At 30.9% G+C, this 18747-nt stretch carries 15 protein-coding genes; 13 read left to right on the top strand and 2 right to left on the bottom strand.

From position 1 onward, the window contains the following. The first annotated feature begins 4 nt into the window (after positions 1–4). From NQQ59_RS01005 to NQQ59_RS00960, 10 genes are all read left to right on the top strand, one after another. Complete coding sequence (locus NQQ59_RS01005) at positions 5–1492, top strand: RagB/SusD family nutrient uptake outer membrane protein (RefSeq protein ID WP_186296540.1); 1488 nt, start codon at positions 5–7, stop codon at positions 1490–1492. 19 nt (positions 1493–1511) lie between these two features. Continuing rightward, positions 1512–2369 carry a zinc-binding metallopeptidase gene (locus tag NQQ59_RS01000; RefSeq protein WP_144221454.1) on the top strand — a complete coding sequence of 286 codons (858 nt, stop codon included), beginning with the start codon at positions 1512–1514 and terminating at the stop codon, positions 2367–2369. A gap of 28 nt (positions 2370–2397) precedes the next feature. Beyond that, complete coding sequence (locus NQQ59_RS00995) at positions 2398–3753, top strand: DUF4302 domain-containing protein (RefSeq protein ID WP_144212827.1); 1356 nt, start codon at positions 2398–2400, stop codon at positions 3751–3753. A 953-nt stretch (positions 3754–4706) separates the two neighbouring features. Beyond that, positions 4707–5453, top strand: a complete 747-nt coding sequence (fabG, locus tag NQQ59_RS00990) for a 3-oxoacyl-[acyl-carrier-protein] reductase (protein ID WP_071637930.1) — start codon at positions 4707–4709, stop codon at positions 5451–5453. Positions 5454–5601: 148 nt separating this feature from the next. Then, a complete protein-coding gene (locus NQQ59_RS00985) occupies positions 5602–7629 on the top strand; it encodes a hypothetical protein (protein WP_144212825.1) in 2028 nt (675 codons plus the stop codon). Positions 7630–7646: 17 nt separating this feature from the next. After that, on the top strand, positions 7647–8435 hold the full coding sequence (locus tag NQQ59_RS00980) for a hypothetical protein (RefSeq protein WP_144212823.1): 789 nt from the start codon (positions 7647–7649) through the stop codon (positions 8433–8435). 194 nt (positions 8436–8629) lie between these two features. After that, on the top strand, positions 8630–9367 hold the full coding sequence (locus tag NQQ59_RS00975) for a DUF4846 domain-containing protein (RefSeq protein ID WP_257698042.1): 738 nt from the start codon (positions 8630–8632) through the stop codon (positions 9365–9367). Positions 9368–9427: 60 nt separating this feature from the next. Next, on the top strand, positions 9428–10114 hold the full coding sequence (locus tag NQQ59_RS00970; protein ID WP_257698041.1) for a M15 family metallopeptidase: 687 nt from the start codon (positions 9428–9430) through the stop codon (positions 10112–10114). A gap of 70 nt (positions 10115–10184) precedes the next feature. Continuing rightward, on the top strand, positions 10185–11081 hold the full coding sequence (locus NQQ59_RS00965) for a LysR family transcriptional regulator (protein WP_144212817.1): 897 nt from the start codon (positions 10185–10187) through the stop codon (positions 11079–11081). 75 nt (positions 11082–11156) lie between these two features. Next, positions 11157–12122: a YeiH family protein gene (locus NQQ59_RS00960; RefSeq protein WP_144212815.1), complete on the top strand. Its 966-nt coding sequence runs from the start codon at positions 11157–11159 to the stop codon at positions 12120–12122. A gap of 3 nt (positions 12123–12125) precedes the next feature. Here the strand turns inward: NQQ59_RS00960 and NQQ59_RS00955 are convergent, their stop codons facing one another. Next, the gene (locus NQQ59_RS00955; RefSeq protein ID WP_144212813.1) at positions 12126–13076 is read right to left on the bottom strand and encodes a glycoside hydrolase family 68 protein; all 951 of its coding nucleotides are present in this window, start codon (positions 13074–13076) and stop codon (positions 12126–12128) included. 176 nt (positions 13077–13252) lie between these two features. Here NQQ59_RS00955 and NQQ59_RS00950 point away from each other — a divergent pair, with 176 nt between their 5' ends. After that, on the top strand, positions 13253–14251 hold the full coding sequence (locus tag NQQ59_RS00950; protein WP_144212811.1) for a zinc dependent phospholipase C family protein: 999 nt from the start codon (positions 13253–13255) through the stop codon (positions 14249–14251). A gap of 81 nt (positions 14252–14332) precedes the next feature. Here NQQ59_RS00950 and NQQ59_RS00945 read toward each other — a convergent pair whose 3' ends face one another. Next, the gene (locus NQQ59_RS00945) at positions 14333–16474 is read right to left on the bottom strand and encodes an LTA synthase family protein (protein ID WP_144212809.1); all 2142 of its coding nucleotides are present in this window, start codon (positions 16472–16474) and stop codon (positions 14333–14335) included. Between the two features lie 200 nt (positions 16475–16674). Here NQQ59_RS00945 and NQQ59_RS00940 point away from each other — a divergent pair, with 200 nt between their 5' ends. Continuing rightward, on the top strand, positions 16675–17337 hold the full coding sequence (locus tag NQQ59_RS00940) for a response regulator transcription factor (RefSeq protein ID WP_144212807.1): 663 nt from the start codon (positions 16675–16677) through the stop codon (positions 17335–17337). Positions 17338–17339: 2 nt separating this feature from the next. Then, on the top strand, positions 17340–18740 hold the full coding sequence (locus NQQ59_RS00935) for a HAMP domain-containing sensor histidine kinase (RefSeq protein ID WP_144212805.1): 1401 nt from the start codon (positions 17340–17342) through the stop codon (positions 18738–18740). Positions 18741–18747: the final 7 nt, after the last annotated feature.

Below are 18747 nucleotides of genomic sequence, written 5' to 3'. Positions count from 1 at the left end.
AATTATGAAAAATATAAAAATTACACTGTCATTATTATTACTGGTTAGTATTAGTAGTTGCGATGAATTTCTTTCAGAAATACCAGATAACAGAACACAGATAGATACTCCTGAGAAAATTTCAGAATTGTTGGTTACAGCTTATCCTATGACCACTTATTTTGAAATTGCAGAGACAATGTCAGATAATATTTTTGATACAGAAGTTAAAACAAACGCTAACATAAGTAATGAACAGAGTTTTAACTGGGAAATGCAAACTCAGATAGATAATGATACTGAAAATGGATTTTGGACAGGATCTTATGAGGCAATTGCTGCTGCAAATCAAGCCTTGCTTTCTATTGAAAAGTTAGGAAACCCTTCTAGTTTAAATCCCCAAAAAGGTGAAGCCTTAATTGCTAGAGCTTATAACCATTTTATGTTGGTTTCGTTGTTTTCAAATCGTTATAATCCTGCAACTGCTGCTACAGATTTAGGAGTACCATATGTTACAGAGCCTGAAACTGCTTTATTAGGACAATATAAAAGAAATAGCGTTAAAGAAGTTTTTGACTTAGCAGAAAAAGATCTTTTGGAAGGATTGAAATATGTTACCAATAATTATAAAGAGCCTAAGTATCACTTTAATGTAAACGCTTCTAAAGCCTTTGCTTGTCGTTTTTATTTGATAAAAGGAGATTGGGATAAAGTACTGGAGTATTCTGAAGGACTTGGTTCTAAAACAGATAAAATTAGAAATTATGCAGCTTTTAGTAGCGCTGTTTTTGCTCAAATGCCAATAGAGTATTCTAAAGTAGAACAAGAAACGAATTTATTGGTAAGTTATCCTAACTCAGCGGCTAGAAGAGCAGCATCTTACCGATTTGCTTTTCCATCACAAAAAGCTGATGAATTGTTAGGTCCTCAAACCAACATGTGGGGTAAGCAAAGTTTAATTAGAGCAGATGGATACTACTATGGAGGCTCAAATGTTTTTATTCATAAACTTTATGAGTATTTTAAAGTAACTAATGCTACAGCGGGTATTGGACAAGCTTACACTTCAACAGTTTTATTTAGTAATGATGAAATGTATCTAAATCGTATCGAAGCACTTGTAATGAAAAATAGATTTGCAGAAGTAAATACCGAGTTAGGATATTTCTTAGGAACCAGAACTTCTGGCTATAATCCTGCAACAGATATTTTAGATCAAACAAGAGTTACTACAAAATATCCAGTTGTAGCAAATGAATTTACTCCTTTTTACGCATTAAGTGAACTTCAGACTTCTTACATTAAAGCAATTTCTGAAGCTAGAAGAAGAGATTTCATGAGAGAAGGACTAAGATGGTTCGATATCAAACGTTTTAATTTAGTTGTAGAGCATAATACTCTTGAATTTGGTAAAGTGGTTCGACACAACGTTTTAGAAAAAGATGATAAACGTAGAGCAGTGCAAATTCCATTAAGAGCATCAAGTAATGGTATTGAGAAAAATCCTAGATAAATTTTAATTAGAAAGTATTATGAAAATAACAAAAATATATAAAGCAGCATTAATGTTAGGAGTATTGCTTCTTGCTTCTTGTGCTCATGAAGATCAGCCAAAAGAAAGCTGGTTAGATTTTTCAGTACCAAACAAAACTGAATTAGATAAATGGATTGATGTAAATTTCTTAGATCCTTATAATATTCATGTATATTATATATGGAATCAGAATTTGGTTGATAATAATAAGTATTTGTTTCCACCAAAAGGAGATAAAGTACAACCAGCTATGGAAGTAGTTAAGAAAATCTGGATTGATAGTTACAGTACTATCGGTGGTGCAGATTTCGTTAAAAAGATTGCGCCTAGAGAGTTTGTGCTTGTTGGAGGGGTAAACTTAAATACGAATGGTACAGTAACATTAGGACTTGCAGAATCAGGTCAGAAGGTTACTCTTTTTCAGGTAGATAAACTGGACAAAAAAAATAGAGCAAACGTAACGCAGTTTATCCATACGATTCAGCATGAGTACGTTCATATTTTGAATCAAACCAAGCCTTTTGATGAGCAAGCATGGGCCAAAATAACACCATCAGGTTACACTACAAGTTGGTATACTGCAGCTATTAGTACTTCAAGAAGTTTAGGTTTTATTACAAGTTATGCAAGATTGAGTATCTATGAAGATTTTGCCGAAACAGCCGCTACAATTCTAACAAGCTCAAAGGCAGAATACGATGCAATATTAGCTAGTGTAACAGATGCCACAGCTAAAGCAAGCTTAAAGGCTAAAGAAGCCCTTGTAGTTAAATATTACAAAGATGCTTACAATATTGATTTTTATGCTTTAAGAGATGAAGCTCAAAAGAATACTGATTTTGTAACAAACAATTAAGGACAATAATCTTCTAAAAATAGATATTATGAAAGTAAAAAAAATATACAAGTACTTAATGATTTCTTTTGGAGCTTTGCTTTTGGGATCATGTACAAGCACAGAGGTTGATGCGAAATTCGACGAAAACGCAACGGAAAGATTAAGTGGACGTAAAAAAGAGTTAAATGATTTACTACTTTCTTCTGCAGAAGGATGGAAAGCGGTTTATTATACTGATAGTACACAATTAGGAGGATGGACGCATTTATTTAAGTTTCTTCCAGAAGGAAAAGTAGATATGGCATCTGATTTTACTATAGGTACGGATACAGATACAAAGATTTACAGAAGCCAGTATGATATGCAGATGGGAAGTACAGTAAGTTTGGTATTTACAACACAAAATAGAATTCATCTTTTATCTGATGCGGGAAACTATCCGACAGGTTCACTTTTAGCAAAAGGATATTTAGGTGATTTTCAGTTCTATTATTATGGACAAAAAAATGGAGACATTATTTTTAGAACTAATAGAAATGGACATTTTCTACGTTTTGTAAAAGCAACTGCTCAGGATTGGACAGATTTGGCAAAAAACAAACCAATGATTAATAGTCTAAATGGTGATATGTTTAGTCCTTTGTATAGATTAATGGAAACAAACGACGGAACTGCGACTCATCAGTTTGAATTTGATTACAATGCTAATGCTCGTTTTGGAACTGCATACTCGCTAGAGCCAGGTAGCCAGGAAGCGTATGATGTAGCGTTTGCATTTACTCCTACAGGAATTGTTTCAAAACTACCAGTTACTGTTAAAGGTCAACAACTTACAAATTTTATTTATGACAGTGCAACTAATAACTTTGTTGCTACAGGAACTAATGGAGTCAGTGCCACTATCAAATTTACAAATGTCCCACCGGTAATTACTGACGATTACAAATTGTTGTTAAGTGGAAAAGGTAATCCTCAGATGGTTTTTGGTTATATTGATGCTAACTTATATTCAGCTCAAACAACTACAGATTACTTTAAATATTTGATTAAGAAAGTAAATGCAACTTTGCCAGCTAATCAGTCTATTGCAAGAGTTCAAATTGTATTTAATAATGTTCCAAATGGAACTTATATTCAGTATTTGTTTAATGGAGGGAAAACCTCAATTGTTCATTGGTTAACTACAAAAGAAGACGCAGTAAATAAAACTATTGTTTTAATGGATGATGGGTGGAATGTAACTGCAACTGCAGCTGCTTTCTTAAAAGATATAGATAATGAATTAGTTAATTCAAAAGGTTTATATGTTAAGAAAGAAAATTTTAAAGTTACTTACAGTAATGTTATTTACACTTTTGCAAGCGCATCAAGTAGCTTTAGGATGACTACTTACCAATTATAAATTTTTAGTTTCATTTTAAATTTTGGAAAAGCAACTCATTTTTTTTGAGTTGCTTTTAAATTAAAATAATTGATTTATGATGAAAAAAGTTTTAACACCATCAACTATTATAGTTTTCTTTTGGGGAATAGGGCTTCTTATTATTAATGAAAAATTTTATGACTATTTAAGACTCTACTTATGTCTCTCAATACTAATTGCCATTGGCTGGATAATTTTAGATCAAGTCAAGAAGAGGAAAGAAGATAGAAGATAGTAGGATTCAATTGAAAATACATTTGATATCAATTGTAATTAGTAAGCCAAACAGAAAACAATTAAATTTTAGTTTTATTTTTTTATTTTGGGGAAGACAGCTCATTTATTGAGCTGTTTTTTTTATTTAAATAAGAATAAATTTACTTTTTTAACTTTAAAAGAAAATATAATCTTATATTTATGATTAAGAATAAGGTTGATACACCTCTTTCTTAGTCTGAAACTCAACAGACTTGAAACGGATTGAGAACACAAACATTAAACAACCTAATTATTATGTTAAAAACATTTTTAAATTTCAAAGGAGTAGAAGTTCTAAGTAGAGAAGTGCAAAAAAGCTTATTTGGTGGAGTGCACATAGATGTCTGTACAAAACCATGCGCAATGATTGTTTCAAGAGAGGATCCATGTTGGATTGACGGTTGTAGTGGTACAACTCTTCCAGATACAGATCCAAATCCAGGACCTATTTTACCAGGTTAATTCTAGAAGTCAATAAAATTAAAAAAGTATAAACTTAAGTAGAAAATTACTCTTAACATTTTTATTTTATAGTAAACAGCAGCTCATTTATTGAGCTGTTTTTTTGTTTTAGAAATAAAGAGAATTCTAGTCCATTTTTTATACTACAAATTTTATTAAACGCCCAAATACTCTATATTTGTATTTCAAAAAATAAAAACGAATACCTTAATATGAAATTACTAGAAGGAAAAGTTGCAATTATTACTGGTGCAAGCCGTGGAATCGGAAAAGGAATTGCTGAAGTTTTTGCTAAGCATGGAGCAAATGTTGCTTTTACATACAGTTCATCTGCAGCTTCTGCAGAAGCTTTAGAAGCAGAATTAAATAGTTTAGGCGTTAAAGCAAAAGGATATCAGTCTAATGCGGCAGATTTTAACGAAGCTCAGACTTTTGTAGACGCTGTTTTAGCAGATTTTGGAACAGTTGATATCTTAATCAATAATGCTGGAATTACAAAAGACAATTTGTTAATGCGTATGTCTGAAGCAGATTTTGACCAAGTAATTGATGTAAACTTGAAATCGGTTTTTAATATGACAAAAGCGATTCAGAAAACATTCTTAAAACAAAGAGCAGGATCTATCATTAATATTAGTTCTGTTGTTGGAGTTTCTGGAAATGCAGGTCAGACAAACTATGCAGCTTCAAAAGCTGGTGCAATTGGTTTTACTAAATCAGTAGCGTTAGAGTTAGGTTCTCGTAATATTCGTTGCAACGCAATCGCTCCAGGTTTTATCGAAACTGAAATGACTGCAAAATTATCTGAAGATGTAGTTAAAGGATGGAGAGAAGGTATTCCGTTGAAACGTGGAGGAACTACAGAAGACGTTGCAAACGCTTGTCTTTTCTTAGCTTCAGACATGAGTGCTTACATTACAGGTCAAGTTCTTAATGTTTGCGGAGGAATGCTTACCTAAGGTACTGAGGTTCTAAGTTGCAAAGGTTCAAAGGTTTTTAGTATTCAGTCTATTCTGATTCTAGATAAAGCTGAACACTTCTATAGTCAAGTTTCTTGACTTCTTTTAAATCTGACGACTGTAAACTGATACTGAATACTAAATAAATATGACTTCAAACACGATTCTTTTATTATTGCTTTCTTTAGTAATTGCTGGTGGTTTGTCGTATTTTCAATATTTTTTCAAAGCCAAAAGTAAATCCAATGTGATTATACTTTTGGCTTTTTTACGTTTTCTTACCATCTTCGGATTATTGGTTTTATTGATAAATCCGATAATTTCTAAGAATTCGTTGGAAATTACCAAAACGCCTTTGGCAGTTGTAGTAGATAACTCAAGTTCGATTACAGCTTTAAAATCGGATAAAAAAGCAGTTGAATTATATCAAAAACTGGTTTCAAATCCCGCTTTAAAAGAAAAATTCGAAATTCAATCGTATCAATTTGACAACGATTTTAAAACTTCTGATCAATTTGATTTTAACGGAAATCAAACTAATTTAGATGAAGTTGCTAAAAACCTAAAAAGCATCAACAAAAATCTGATTTTCCCAACAGTTATAATCACTGACGGAAATCAAACTACAGGAAATGACTATGTATATAGATTTGATCCTGTCAATAAAGTTTATTCTTTGGTTGTGGGAGATACAACTACTTTTTTTGATTTAAAAATCAATCAGTTAAACGTAAACAAATACGCTTTTCATAAAAATAAATTTCCTGTAGAAGTTTTTCTGCAATATGCAGGAGATAAAACGACGAATGCAGAATTTACTATTTCACAAGGAAATACTATTGTTGCAAAAGAAAAATTATCGTTTTCTCCTTCTAAAAAAACGGCTTCTTTAAATTTACTTCTTCCAGCTGATAAAGTTGGATTACAAGTGTATAAAGCAAGTATTCAATCTTCAGCAAAAGAAAAAAACAGCTACAATAACATCAAAAATTTTGCAGTCGAAATCATAGATCAAAAGTCGACTATAGCCATTGTTTCTGCTATAAATCATCCTGATATTGCAGCTCTTAAACGTTCGATTGAAGTTAATGCACAACGTAAAGTGGTATTGGTTAAACCATATCAAATTAATGACTTACAAGATGTTTCTGTTTTGGTTTTGTATCAACCAACAACTGCTTTTAAAGCGATTTTTGATAATAACAAACTAAAAGGAACAAACTCTTTTATTATTACAGGAAACAACACCGATTTCAATTTTTTAAATCAACAACAAAATAATTTGATTTTTAAAATGAGTAATCAGCGTGAAGATTTTTTAAGTGAATTTCAATCCGATTTTAATTTGTTTGCGATTGATAATATCGGTTTTGAAAATTTCCCACCAGTACAAAATCAATTTGGTAATATTTCAACTAACGGAAATGTCTCCGTTTTACTTTCTTCAAAAATTAGAAATGTTTCTACAAATGCTCCATTATTGGCTTTCAGCGAAAATCAAGGAAAAAGAACAGCTTTTCTTTTGGGAGAAAACAGCTGGAAATGGCGTTTGCAAAGTCATGTTGACAATCAGTCTTTTGAAAAATATGATGTTTTTATAGACAAGATCATTCAATATTTGGCGTCAGCATCTTCTAAGAAATCTTTGGTAGTTACGCATGAAAGTTTTTATAATTCTGGAGAAGAAATTATTATCAATGCGCAATATTTCAACAAGAATTATGAGTTTGATGAAAAGGCAAGACTTACAATAACAGTTGTAAATGCAACAACAAAGCAAACAAAGAATTACGATTTATTGAAAGGAAGTAATTCTTTCTCTGCTAATTTAGAAGGACTTCCAGCTGGAAAATATAACTTTACGGTAAAAGAATTAAATTCGAACACTTCATACGCCAGTCATTTTGAAATTTTGGATTTTGATATCGAAAAACAATTTGTAAATCCAGATGTTGTGAAATTAGAGCAATTAGCACAGCAAACAGGAGGAAAGGCTTTCTTTGAAGATCAGGCTGATAATTTGATCAATACACTTTTGGAAAACAAAGAATACAAATCAATCGAAAAAAGCATCTCTAATAAAACACCAATTATAGATTGGGTTTGGCTTTTAGTATTAATTGCAGCTTTACTAACTACAGAGTGGTTTGTAAGGAAATACAATGGTCTTTTATAATAACTAATTTTTAAAATATGTCTGATTTTACAAGTGATAATAATCAAAAAGAAGATGTTGTTTTTAATAAATTTAAAAGTCAACTTCAAAAAAATGGATTAGGTATTGAGTCAGTTGATGAGGATGGATTTATCTATGTAAATATTGGAGAGACAGATCTCAAAGTTAGTCTAGAAAATGTGAGACGAAATTATGAAAGAGATTATGATGAGAGACATATTACTAGTTTAGTAGAGGTAATTGTGCAACATTCATTTAAAATAGAAGATTGGGAACAGGTAAAAGACAAAATATATCTACAATTTGTTCCAAATGATTTTGAATTTGAAAATATACTAAATGAAAAAGTCACTAATGAATTTAGTAAAGTTTTTGCATTAAATCTTAATAATGGTTTTTCATTTATAACTCAAGATGATTTGTCAGATTGGAAAATTGACTTTGTCGAATTAGAAAAACAGGCCGATTTTAATTTAGGAATTCTATTAGATAAAGTAAAAATAGAATTTGAAGATATAGATAATCATAAACTAGGAATGGTTAATGTTGACGAAGTCTCACTTAAGAGTTCTTGTCTTTTTTCTTCGAAAATTAAAGATTTAGTTCAAGATACTATTGGTTTTCCATTTTATGCAGTTATTCCTGTAAGTGACTTTTGTTATATTTTTGCTGAGAAGGATTTTGATTATTTTTCTCAACGTCTTGGTTCAGTTGTTCTTGATGAATATAATAACTCGGGATATCCAATTACTACTGAAATACTTAGGTTTTCAGAAAAAGGTGTTGAAGCTATAGGAAAATATTAAGTAAGATCAGTACAATTATATATTTCTGGCTAAAAGCATTCTACATCTAGCTTTTTGTAATCTTTTGTCTAGTGGTTATAAATTAAAAGTTTAAAATTATGAAAATGAAATTCTTGTGCATTATAGCAATTTTGATGATAATTTTTTGTTTTTTTTCATTTTCAGAGACAAGTAATACGAACAAGGACAATCTTTTGGGAAACACAATTCAGCAACGTTTCCAAGTACCTCAGGGATTTGTAAGAGAAGGGGAATCTAAAACGTCATTTGATTTTTTTTTGCGAAATCTGCCATTAAAACCCTCGGGTTCAAATGTTTTGTATTTTGATGGAACTGTAAAACCAAATCGAAACGTTTATGATGCGGTTGTGGATTTACCCATTGGAAAACAGGATTTGCATCAATGTGCTGATGCTGTGATGCGTTTAAGAGCGGATTATTTTTATAGCCAAAAACAATACGATAAAATACATTTTAATTTTACAAATGGTTTTCGAGTTGATTTTAGTAAATGGGCCGCAGGTTACAGAATTGTAGTTAAAGGTAACAAAACTAGTTGGGTTAAAACTGCAAAACCTTCTGACAGTTACGAAACTTATTGGAAATACTTGGAGACGGTTTTTATGTATGCAGGAACGGCTTCGTTAGAAAAAGAACTGAAACCAATTAATGTTTCAGACATAAAAATAGGCGATGTTTTTATAAAAGGAGGTTTTCCAGGTCACGCTGTTATTGTTGTTGATATGGCTATTAATCCAAAAAACAATCAAAAAATTATGCTTCTAGCGCAAAGTTATATGCCAGCACAGGAAATTCAAATATTGAAAAATCCAAATAATAGTTCTTTGAGTCCTTGGTACGCTGCCGATTTTGGAACTTCTCTTAAAACCCCCGAATGGACTTTTAGTTCCTCACAATTAAAACGTTTTTAAATGAAACGATTCTTTTTTTTACTCCTTATATTTCAAAATGTTTTTTCTCAAGAAATTCCATTGAATGTTCAAAAATTAATTAAGGCATATCCAGATCAAATTGTTGGTTATAAAGGCAATAAAATCATTTTTAGTGATAAATCAACTTTAATTTATGACGATTTTAAAAATAAAACAAATCAAGATTTATTAGATAATCCTGATATTGAGGATCAATTTAAGTTTGTTTATAATAAAGCAGATAAGAATTTAATTCCAAAGGAAGATGCTGGAAGGATTCGAAATGAAGCTTTTTTTAAGAAAATTTACGGAAATTCAAAATCAGAAGTTGAATCAAAAATGACTGAAATTATTTGGTGTCCGAAATTAGTAAATCAGAAGATAAAAGTTACAACTGTAAATGGAATTGATAAAATAGTAAAAAAACTCTCAGCAGAATTAGATAATAATCCAGAATTTAAAAAATACATTAATGCTATTGGGGGGACATTTAGTTGGAGAAAAATTTCTGGAACAAACCGTTTGAGTATGCATAGTTATGGAATGACAATAGATATTAATGTCAAAAATTCTAATTATTGGCAATGGGACTGTAAATGCAAAAATGAAGAAGTTGCTCTTTCTTATAGAAATAAAATTCCACTCAAGCTAGTTTCAATTTTTGAAAAATATGGCTTTATTTGGGGTGGAAATTGGAAACATTATGATACAATGCATTTTGAGTATCGACCTGAACTTTTGTTGTAAATTTTAGAATTATTTTATTACAAAAAAATAGCACGGAGGAAAGTGAATTACGAATTAAAAATTTATGATCATGGATTTTAGGTTAAAAGTATTTTACACTGTTGCGCTCCGTCTTAATTTTACTAAAGCGGCAACGGAATTATACATTACTCAGCCAGCAGTTTCTAAGCATATTCAAGAATTAGAAGAAACTTATAAAACCAAACTTTTTGAGCGAAACGGTTCTAAAATCGCTTTAACTCCAGCGGGAAAAATACTTCTAAAATATACTAAAAGTATTTTCGATATCTATCGCGAAATAGATTTTGAAATGAGTTCTTTCAATAAAGAACGTCAAGGTTTATTACGATTAGGAGCAAGTACAACCATTTCACAATATATTATTTCTCCAGTTTTGGCTAGTTTTCATCAAAAACAAAAAGATATAAAAGTCAATTTGTTGAATGGGAATACAGAACAAATTGAAAATGCTTTAATTAATAAAGAAATTGAAATCGGAATTGTAGAAGGACAGTCTAAAAATCAATCTATAAAATACATTCCGTTTTTGAAAGATGAGTTGGTTTTGGTCTGCAACCATACAAATCCATTAGCAAAAAAGAATGAAATTTCGATAAATGATTTAAAATCAATGAAGTTCATAACTCGTGAACGTGGATCTGGAACACTTGAAGTTATAGAATTTGCTTTGAAAAAAGCAGGATTGAAATTTAGCGATTTACAAATTGAAATGCAGTTAGGAAGTACAGAAAGCATTAAATCTTATTTGTTAAATTCAAATTGTTTTGCTTTTATGTCAATTCATGCTGTAAGTAAGGAATTGAAAAACAAAGAATTGATTGTTTTAGATGTTGAGAAATTATCTGTAGAAAGATTCTTTTATGTTATAACTTTACAAGGTAAATCTGATTCCTTATCAGAACTATTTATTCAAAATTTGGCTTCTCATTATAACTTGAAGTTATAGTCGATTGTAATTTACGATTGGCGTTTTCAAGATAAACGATAGAACTTTGCAGGGTAAATAACAATACCCATTATTTTGAAAACAAAACAAGAAACCACAGTTCAATTATTTGAAATTAATCATTCCTTACAACAAGCTCTTTTTTTAGCAGTCATTGTTCTATGTTTATTTTCTATCATTTCTCCTCCAATCGCACTTTTACTTGGAGTTGTTATTGTGAATGTGTTTGGAAATCCGTTTGTAGAATTCAATCATAAAGCAATCACATTTCTTTTACAATTTTCTGTTGTAGGTTTAGGATTTGGAATGAATGCTTATAGTGCCGTTTCTGTTGGAAAAGAAGGCTTTGTTTTAACGGTGCTTTCAATTTTTAGTACATTGATTTTTGGTTTTCTTTTAGGGAAATGGTTGCAAACCGAAAGAAAAACATCGCATTTAATTTCTTGTGGAACAGCTATTTGTGGAGGTAGTGCAATTGCAGCAATTGCACCCGTTATTAAATCAAATGAAAGTCAGACATCTGTTGCTTTAGGCGTTATTTTTATACTGAATTCGATTGCTTTATTTGTTTTTCCTTTCATCGGGCATCAATTAGATTTATCCCAGAAAGATTTCGGATTGTGGTGTGCCATTGCTATTCATGACACAAGTTCTGTTGTTGGAGCAGCCAATAAATATGGTGCTGAAGCATTGCAGGTAGCCACAACTGTAAAACTAGCAAGAGCTTTATGGATTATTCCAATATCATTGATAACAGCTTTTCTCTTTAAAAACAAGAATTCTAAAATCAAAATTCCTTATTTTATTGGGTTGTTTATCGTTGCTATGCTTTTGAATACGTATGTTCCATCAATAAATATTTTTGCTTCACACATTGTTGGTATTGCAAAAATTGGATTAACCATTACTTTGTTTTTAATTGGTGCAACTTTAAATTTTACGACTTTAAAAACGGTAGGAGTAAAGCCTTTGTTACAAGGTGTTTTTCTTTGGATTTTTATTGCTGTTTTGGCCTTGTTGTCAATTCTTTATTTGAGTTAGAATTTATTTTACGTTCGAAAATTTAACAACAGATTTTCCTATCATATGATATGACTTTCCTTTAAAAGTATAGCGTCTTTCAATAGTAAAATCAAATTTAGTTTTAGTTTTTGCCATTTCTGCTATTTCTTGCGGAATTGGAGCTTCAAATTCATCTTCTGCTTTTGCCTCTTTATTAAAAGTGCCATTAGTGGTAACAATAATATCTCTAAAATGTTTTTTTACGCCATCATCTGCAACTTTATAGGAACCTGACCAATTTAGGCTGGCAACATTTGTTAAATGATAAGAAGAAACTTCCATGATGATTTGATATTTTCCATCAAATCCAGCAACAAGATAAAGATAACCTTCATATGGACCACCAGCACCGCCATTAATATGTGATAACGTAAAAGCAAATTGATCTTCTCCAATTTCTACAATCTTTGGAGTAGGACATTGTGCAAAAGCTCCAAAAGCTGTAACAGCAGGCTGAAAAGATTTCATTTCCCAAATCTTTCCGTTTTTTGCAAATTTAGCCAGTCCTAATAAACCACCAGAAAAACGACCGGTTTGCAATCCATCTTCATCATGTACAGAATGATTAAAAGCAATTATTTTAAATTTATTTTCTTTAGAATCAGAATAATCAATGTTTGCTAAAAGTCTCGTAGCAACACCATTAGTATAAGGAAACATTTGATCGCCTTCTACACCATTTACATCAATAAAAGGAGCAGGTTTACAAGTTTTACAAGTCCAGCTTACAAAAGTGTTTTTATCTGGAAGATGATATAATTTACCAGGAAATAATTTCTGCATTATTCTTTCCTCGTTAAAAGGATCCGAAAATCTAAGTGCTCTTTTGGAATTTAATATAGTGTCACTAACATTTTTAGGTTTTATGTCAACATCCTGAGCAAAGCAAATAGTCGACAAAAACAATAGTACGTTTAAAAAAGTAAAGCGCATGTTTTTTAAGGTTTAGTCCATTAACAAACTTACGAAAGAAAATCTTCTTTACATGAACTTATGTCACTTATATAGTTTAAAAACCATAAAAAATTAAATTTACATAAAGTTAGAAGGTTATACTTTGAATTATCCATAAATAAGGTACATTTGCTCCCTCTAATAAAAAAACAAAAATGAAAAACTTCAAATCGAACCCAAGATTAATAGCAATTGGTGCTTTAATTATTGGTTTTTTTACTTTATCCTGGGGAATTGTTGGCCATGAAAGAATTAATAAAGCCGCTGTAATGGCTTTGCCTTATCCACTTCAGACTTTCTTTTATAACCATATTGATTTTATTACTCAGGAAGCTTCAGTACCAGATATCCGCAAATATGCTTTAAGTTATAAAGAAGAAGGTCCGAGACATTATTTTGATATGGAAAACTTTGGTCCTGCTGATAGTTTTCCACAAAGTTTAGAAGAAGCTAAGAAAAAGTATGATGCCAAATTTTTAAGCGATAATGGAATTTTACCTTGGTATATTGAAGATATGATGGCGAAATTAACGAAAGCTTTTAAAGATAAAAATAGAGCTGAGATCTTATTTTTAGCAGCAGATTTAGGTCATTATATTGGTGATGCACACATGCCATTACATACTTCTGCAAATCATGACGGACAATTGACTGATCAAAAAGGAATTCATTCTCTTTGGGAAAGCAGACTTCCTGAGTTATTTGCTAAAAATTATAAGTTAAATGTACCTTATGCGCATCACTATGACGATGTTCATAAAGCAATTTGGGATATGATTAATGATACACACAGTTTAGCACAGCCTTTGTTGGATATCGATAAGAAACTTAGAACAGCTACTCCTGAAAATCAAGTTTTTAAAATGGATGCTGATGGAAAGGTTTTAAAAAGCAAATACAATACAGCTGTTTTCTCTGATGAATATGCTAAAAAACTGCATGAACAGCTAAACGGTATGGTGGAGAGTCAAATGAGAAAAGCAATTACAGCAACAGCAAGTTTCTGGTATACAGCATGGGTAAATGCAGGAAAACCGGATTTAAGTGATTTAGATTCTCCAGAGGTTACAAAAAGAAACGCTAAAGCTTTAAAAGAAGATTGGGATCTTTTCCAAAAAGGAGATTTATTTGGAATGAGAAATCAGAATGATTAATTTAAAGTTTAAGTTTTCAAGTTGAACCGAAACAAAAAAGCCTCAAATTCCTTAATAGAATCTGAGGCTTTTTTTATGTTCTTATTGAACCTTGGCGTATAGTTTATTATTTTTTGCTGTTAAACTTAAGTTATTGAGCTGATATTCTTTTTTCTTTAAAACATAGGAAGCGGCTTGGTAATATGAAATGGTTTGGTCTGCTAAATTTGTATTCTCAGATTTTAAAGGAATTTGATCGTAGTAGATTTGAAATTCAGGAGCAATGCCATTCTTTTCATTAAGTTTTAATTGAAACTGTTTAATTTGCTGTTTTGGAGATAAAATGGTTAAAGTGTTGTCTTTGATCAAACCTAAATCTTGATATGTTGCAATTAAAGCTCTTGGCTGATAATCTGGTTTAAAAACATCCTGACCGAAAAATTTACTTTCATAATCAAAATTCAGTAAACCAAACACGGTTGGCATCAAATCAATTTGTGACATTAACTTCGTGTATTTTTCAGGTTTTATATCTGAAGAATAAACTAATGCGGGAATTCTGTATTTATCTAATGGAAGTTCTGTTTTTCCAGCACTTGAAGCGCAGTGATCTGCAACGATTACAAAAACAGTATTGTTGAACCAAGGTTGTTTTTTAGCTTGAGTAAAGAATTGTTTTAATGCATAATCAGTATATTTTACACCTCCATCACGTGATTTAATATTTCCGGGAATATCAATTTTGTTATTCGGATAAGTAAATGGTCTGTGGTTACTAACCGTCATGATATGGTTAAAAAACGGTTTGTTTTGCTTAGCCTCTTCGTTCATGATTTTAATCGCTTTATTGTACATATCTTCATCACATACGCCCCACACATTAGAAAAGGTGATTTCTTTTTCAGAAAAGTTTGATTTGTCAACAATCTGATAACCATTTCCAGTATAAAAATCCTGCATGTTATCGAAGAAAGCATCTCCACCGTACATGAATTTTACATTGTAACCTTTTTTACGAAAAACGGATCCTGTAGAAAACTTGTTTTTATTGTCTTCTCTCTTTACAACACTTTCACCGGCAGTTGGTGGCAAGCATAGAGTTACTGCCTCAAGGCCACGAACAGTTCTGTTTCCTGCAGCGTAAAGATTGGTAAACAAAAGACTTTTTTGAGCTAAACTATCTAGAAAAGGTGTTAAGTTTTGTTCGTTTCCGTACATTTTCATGAAGTCTGCACTTAGGCTTTCAACAGTGATTAAGACAACGTTTTTACGTTTCTCGATAGAATCATTTTTAACGTTTTGTATAGTGTTGTTTCCTGAAATTGAAGGTATCTGCTCTTTTAGTAGCGCAAAAGCTTTTTGATCCGGAATAGTTTTGTAAAATTTAAAATAATCTAGTTTGTTATTCTGAAAAGCCAGATAGAATTTATAAATTCCGTTAGACTGTAATTCGTTGACAAAGATATTTTTAGAATTTTCTGTTTTTGCCAAACCTGGAACTGCAAATAATGACGAAACGAATAAGGTACAGTAAATTGCTGAAATTTTTAGTTTCTCAGAAATAGTTGGAATTTCGTCAATATACTTTCGTGAGTTCTTTACAATAAAATAAGTAATAATTGCCGTAACAATAAATAATGCAAAAAATATTGGAACAACAGGATAAGACTGTATAATGTTGCCAATAACTTCATTGGTATAGATAAGGTAGTTTACGGCGATAAAATTATATTTTACTCCAAATTCATTCCAAAAGAAAAATTCACTTATTGCATTTTGAAGAATCAATAAGACATATAAAAAGATCACAAATGTAAAAAGCCAGAATCTTATTTTGTCACGATGTTTTGGAAGAAAAAGAAAAACGGAAAAGAGTACTGTTTTTATTGAAACAAAGATCAAAACAATCTTTGGTAAAGCTCCGCCGTATTCATCAAAAATACTTTTACCAGATGCAGTGTAAATCAGCAAAGCTACAAAGCCTGTTAGAATGAAATATCCGTAAGGTTTATTGTATTTCGAATTGGAAATAAAAATAAGGTACAGCCATAGAAAAGCAGCAGCTAATACAAATACAAAAAAATCTGATCCAATTCCTAATACAAAGATTTTCAGATCTTCAGAAAAAGTAAAAGAACTTTGTGTAATTGGGTGAAATAGTAAGACTATTCTCAGTACGAAACTTACAATAAAGTACAATAGGGCTAGATTGTAAAAAGGCGAAAGTTTTTTATAAAAAGTCATCTAATATTTTTTTTACAAAATTAAATCTGATTCATTAACGCCAGATTAAGTTCAACTTTAACCTTACTTAATGCTAACTTAATGTTTGCTTAAGATGTCAAATATTTCAATACAGATGTAATTTCTTTCATTTTAAAGTGCTGAATTCTCTATCTTTGGAAGATAAAAAATGATTGCAAATCTTAAATTAGACACGATAAATGCATATTTTAATAGTTGAAGATGAATTAGGAATTGTTCAGTTTCTTAAACAAGGTTTACAAGAAGAGGGATATCAGGTAACCACTGCTCATGACGGTTCTAAAGGTTTTGAGCTGGTTCAGAGTCAGAAGTTTGATTTGATTCTTTTAGACTGGATGATTCCAAAAATTAACGGACTTGACCTTTGTAAAGCGATAAGAGTTAAAGATCAACAAACTCCAATAATTTTTTTAACCGCAAAAGATACTGTTCAGGAAACGATTGAAGGTTTAAAAGCAGGAGCAAATGATTATATTAAAAAACCTTTTAGTTTTGAAGAATTAGTGGAACGTATAAAAGTTCACTTTAGAAACAAAAAACAAACAGAAACACTTACATTGGGTACCATTACAATGGATTTGTCTAAGCATATTGTTTTAAAGGATACTGAAGAAATAGCTCTTACACAACGTGAGTTTGAATTGCTTGCATATCTGATTCAGCATAAAGGTAAAGTTTGTACACGAAATCAGATTCTAAGAGATGTTTGGGAAATAAACTTTGAGTATGATACAGGAGTTATAGATGTTTTTATGAATGCTATTCGTAAGAAACTGAATCTCAAAATTGAAGAAGATTATATAAAAACTATTCGCGGCATTGGGTATATCGCCAATGATTAAAAATGACATCATTATCTTTTAAAAATAGAATTGCCTTAAATTATATTGTAGGAACCGGACTTTTGGTTTTAGCCGTATTCTCTGCTATTTATTTCATTGTAAAGCTTACAGTTTATAATCATATTGATGAAAACCTAAACATAGAAGTTCAAGATCATTTAAAGGAATTAAAAATTGAAAATGGTGTTGTTATTTTTATGGATGCTGAAGAATGGGAGGAAAGAGAACATAATTCTGTCGATGTAAATCCTGTTTTTGTTCAGTTCTTGGATTTGAACAAAAAAATAATCGAAAAGTCTCCAAATTTGAAGAATGAAAAGTTGATTTTTCATGAAAGCAAAGACTATTTTCAGCTTTTTGATACCAAATTATTAGGGAATAAAATTCGTCAGATTCAGGTGCCATTAGATGTAAAATCAAAAAGAATTGGCTATTTGATTATTGCAATGTCGCTTTCGGATTCGTCTAAAGTTTTAGACAATCTGATGGATACTTTAATGATAACTTTTCCCATCATTCTTTTAATTTTATTTTTCCTTGCAAGATTTTTTGCTGGAAGAAGTATAAAGCCTATAAATGATATTATTCAGACTTCGAAAGTTATCACAAAAGATAATCTTACAGCACGGATTCCACTGCCAAAAACGAGAGATGAGTTGTTTACACTTTCCAAAACAATCAATAATTTATTGAATAGAATTGAAGATGCAATTGAGCGTGAAAAACAGTTCACTTCAGATGCTTCACATGAGCTAAGAACACCTTTAACCGTTATTAAAGGAACACTTGAAGTGTTAATACGTAAACCTCGAGATAGTAAGGAGTACGAAGAGAAAATAAATTACTGCATTAATGAAGTGGATCATTTAAATTCATTGGTAGATCAATTGTTAATGATGGCTCGTTTTGAGAATCAGAAACAGAATATTCTTAAAGAAACGGTTTATTTAAACGCTGTGATTTTAGATGTTCTGACCTTGAATTCGGAGAAAATAAAGACTGGAAATCTTAATGTGGTTTTAGAAACTCCAGATGATTTTTATACCTTTTCAGATACTTTTTTAGTAGTGACAATTCTCCGTAATATTATCTCAAATGCAGTAAAATATTCAAAAACGGATGGTCAAATTAAAATCTCTTTATCAAGAGAAAAGGATAAAATTAACTGTACTATTTCAGATCAGGGAATTGGAATTGCCAAGAAAGATTTAGAGTCGATTTTGAATCCATTTTTTAGATCAGATTCGTTGAATCATTCTGAAATAAAAGGAACAGGCCTTGGATTATTTATTGTGAAAAGAATGACTGATTTGCTTCAGGTCAAATTTAAAATTGAAAGCGAAATCGGAAAAGGAACTAAAGTGTTATTGGTTTTCGATGATTTGGAAAATACGTTAAAGTAATTTTCAA

This window comes from Flavobacterium panacis, from assembly GCF_024649945.1.
GTDB lineage: Bacteria > Bacteroidota > Bacteroidia > Flavobacteriales > Flavobacteriaceae > Flavobacterium > Flavobacterium panacis.
Note: the sequence above shows the minus strand (reverse complement) of the source record. Positions and strands in the feature narration are given on the sequence as shown.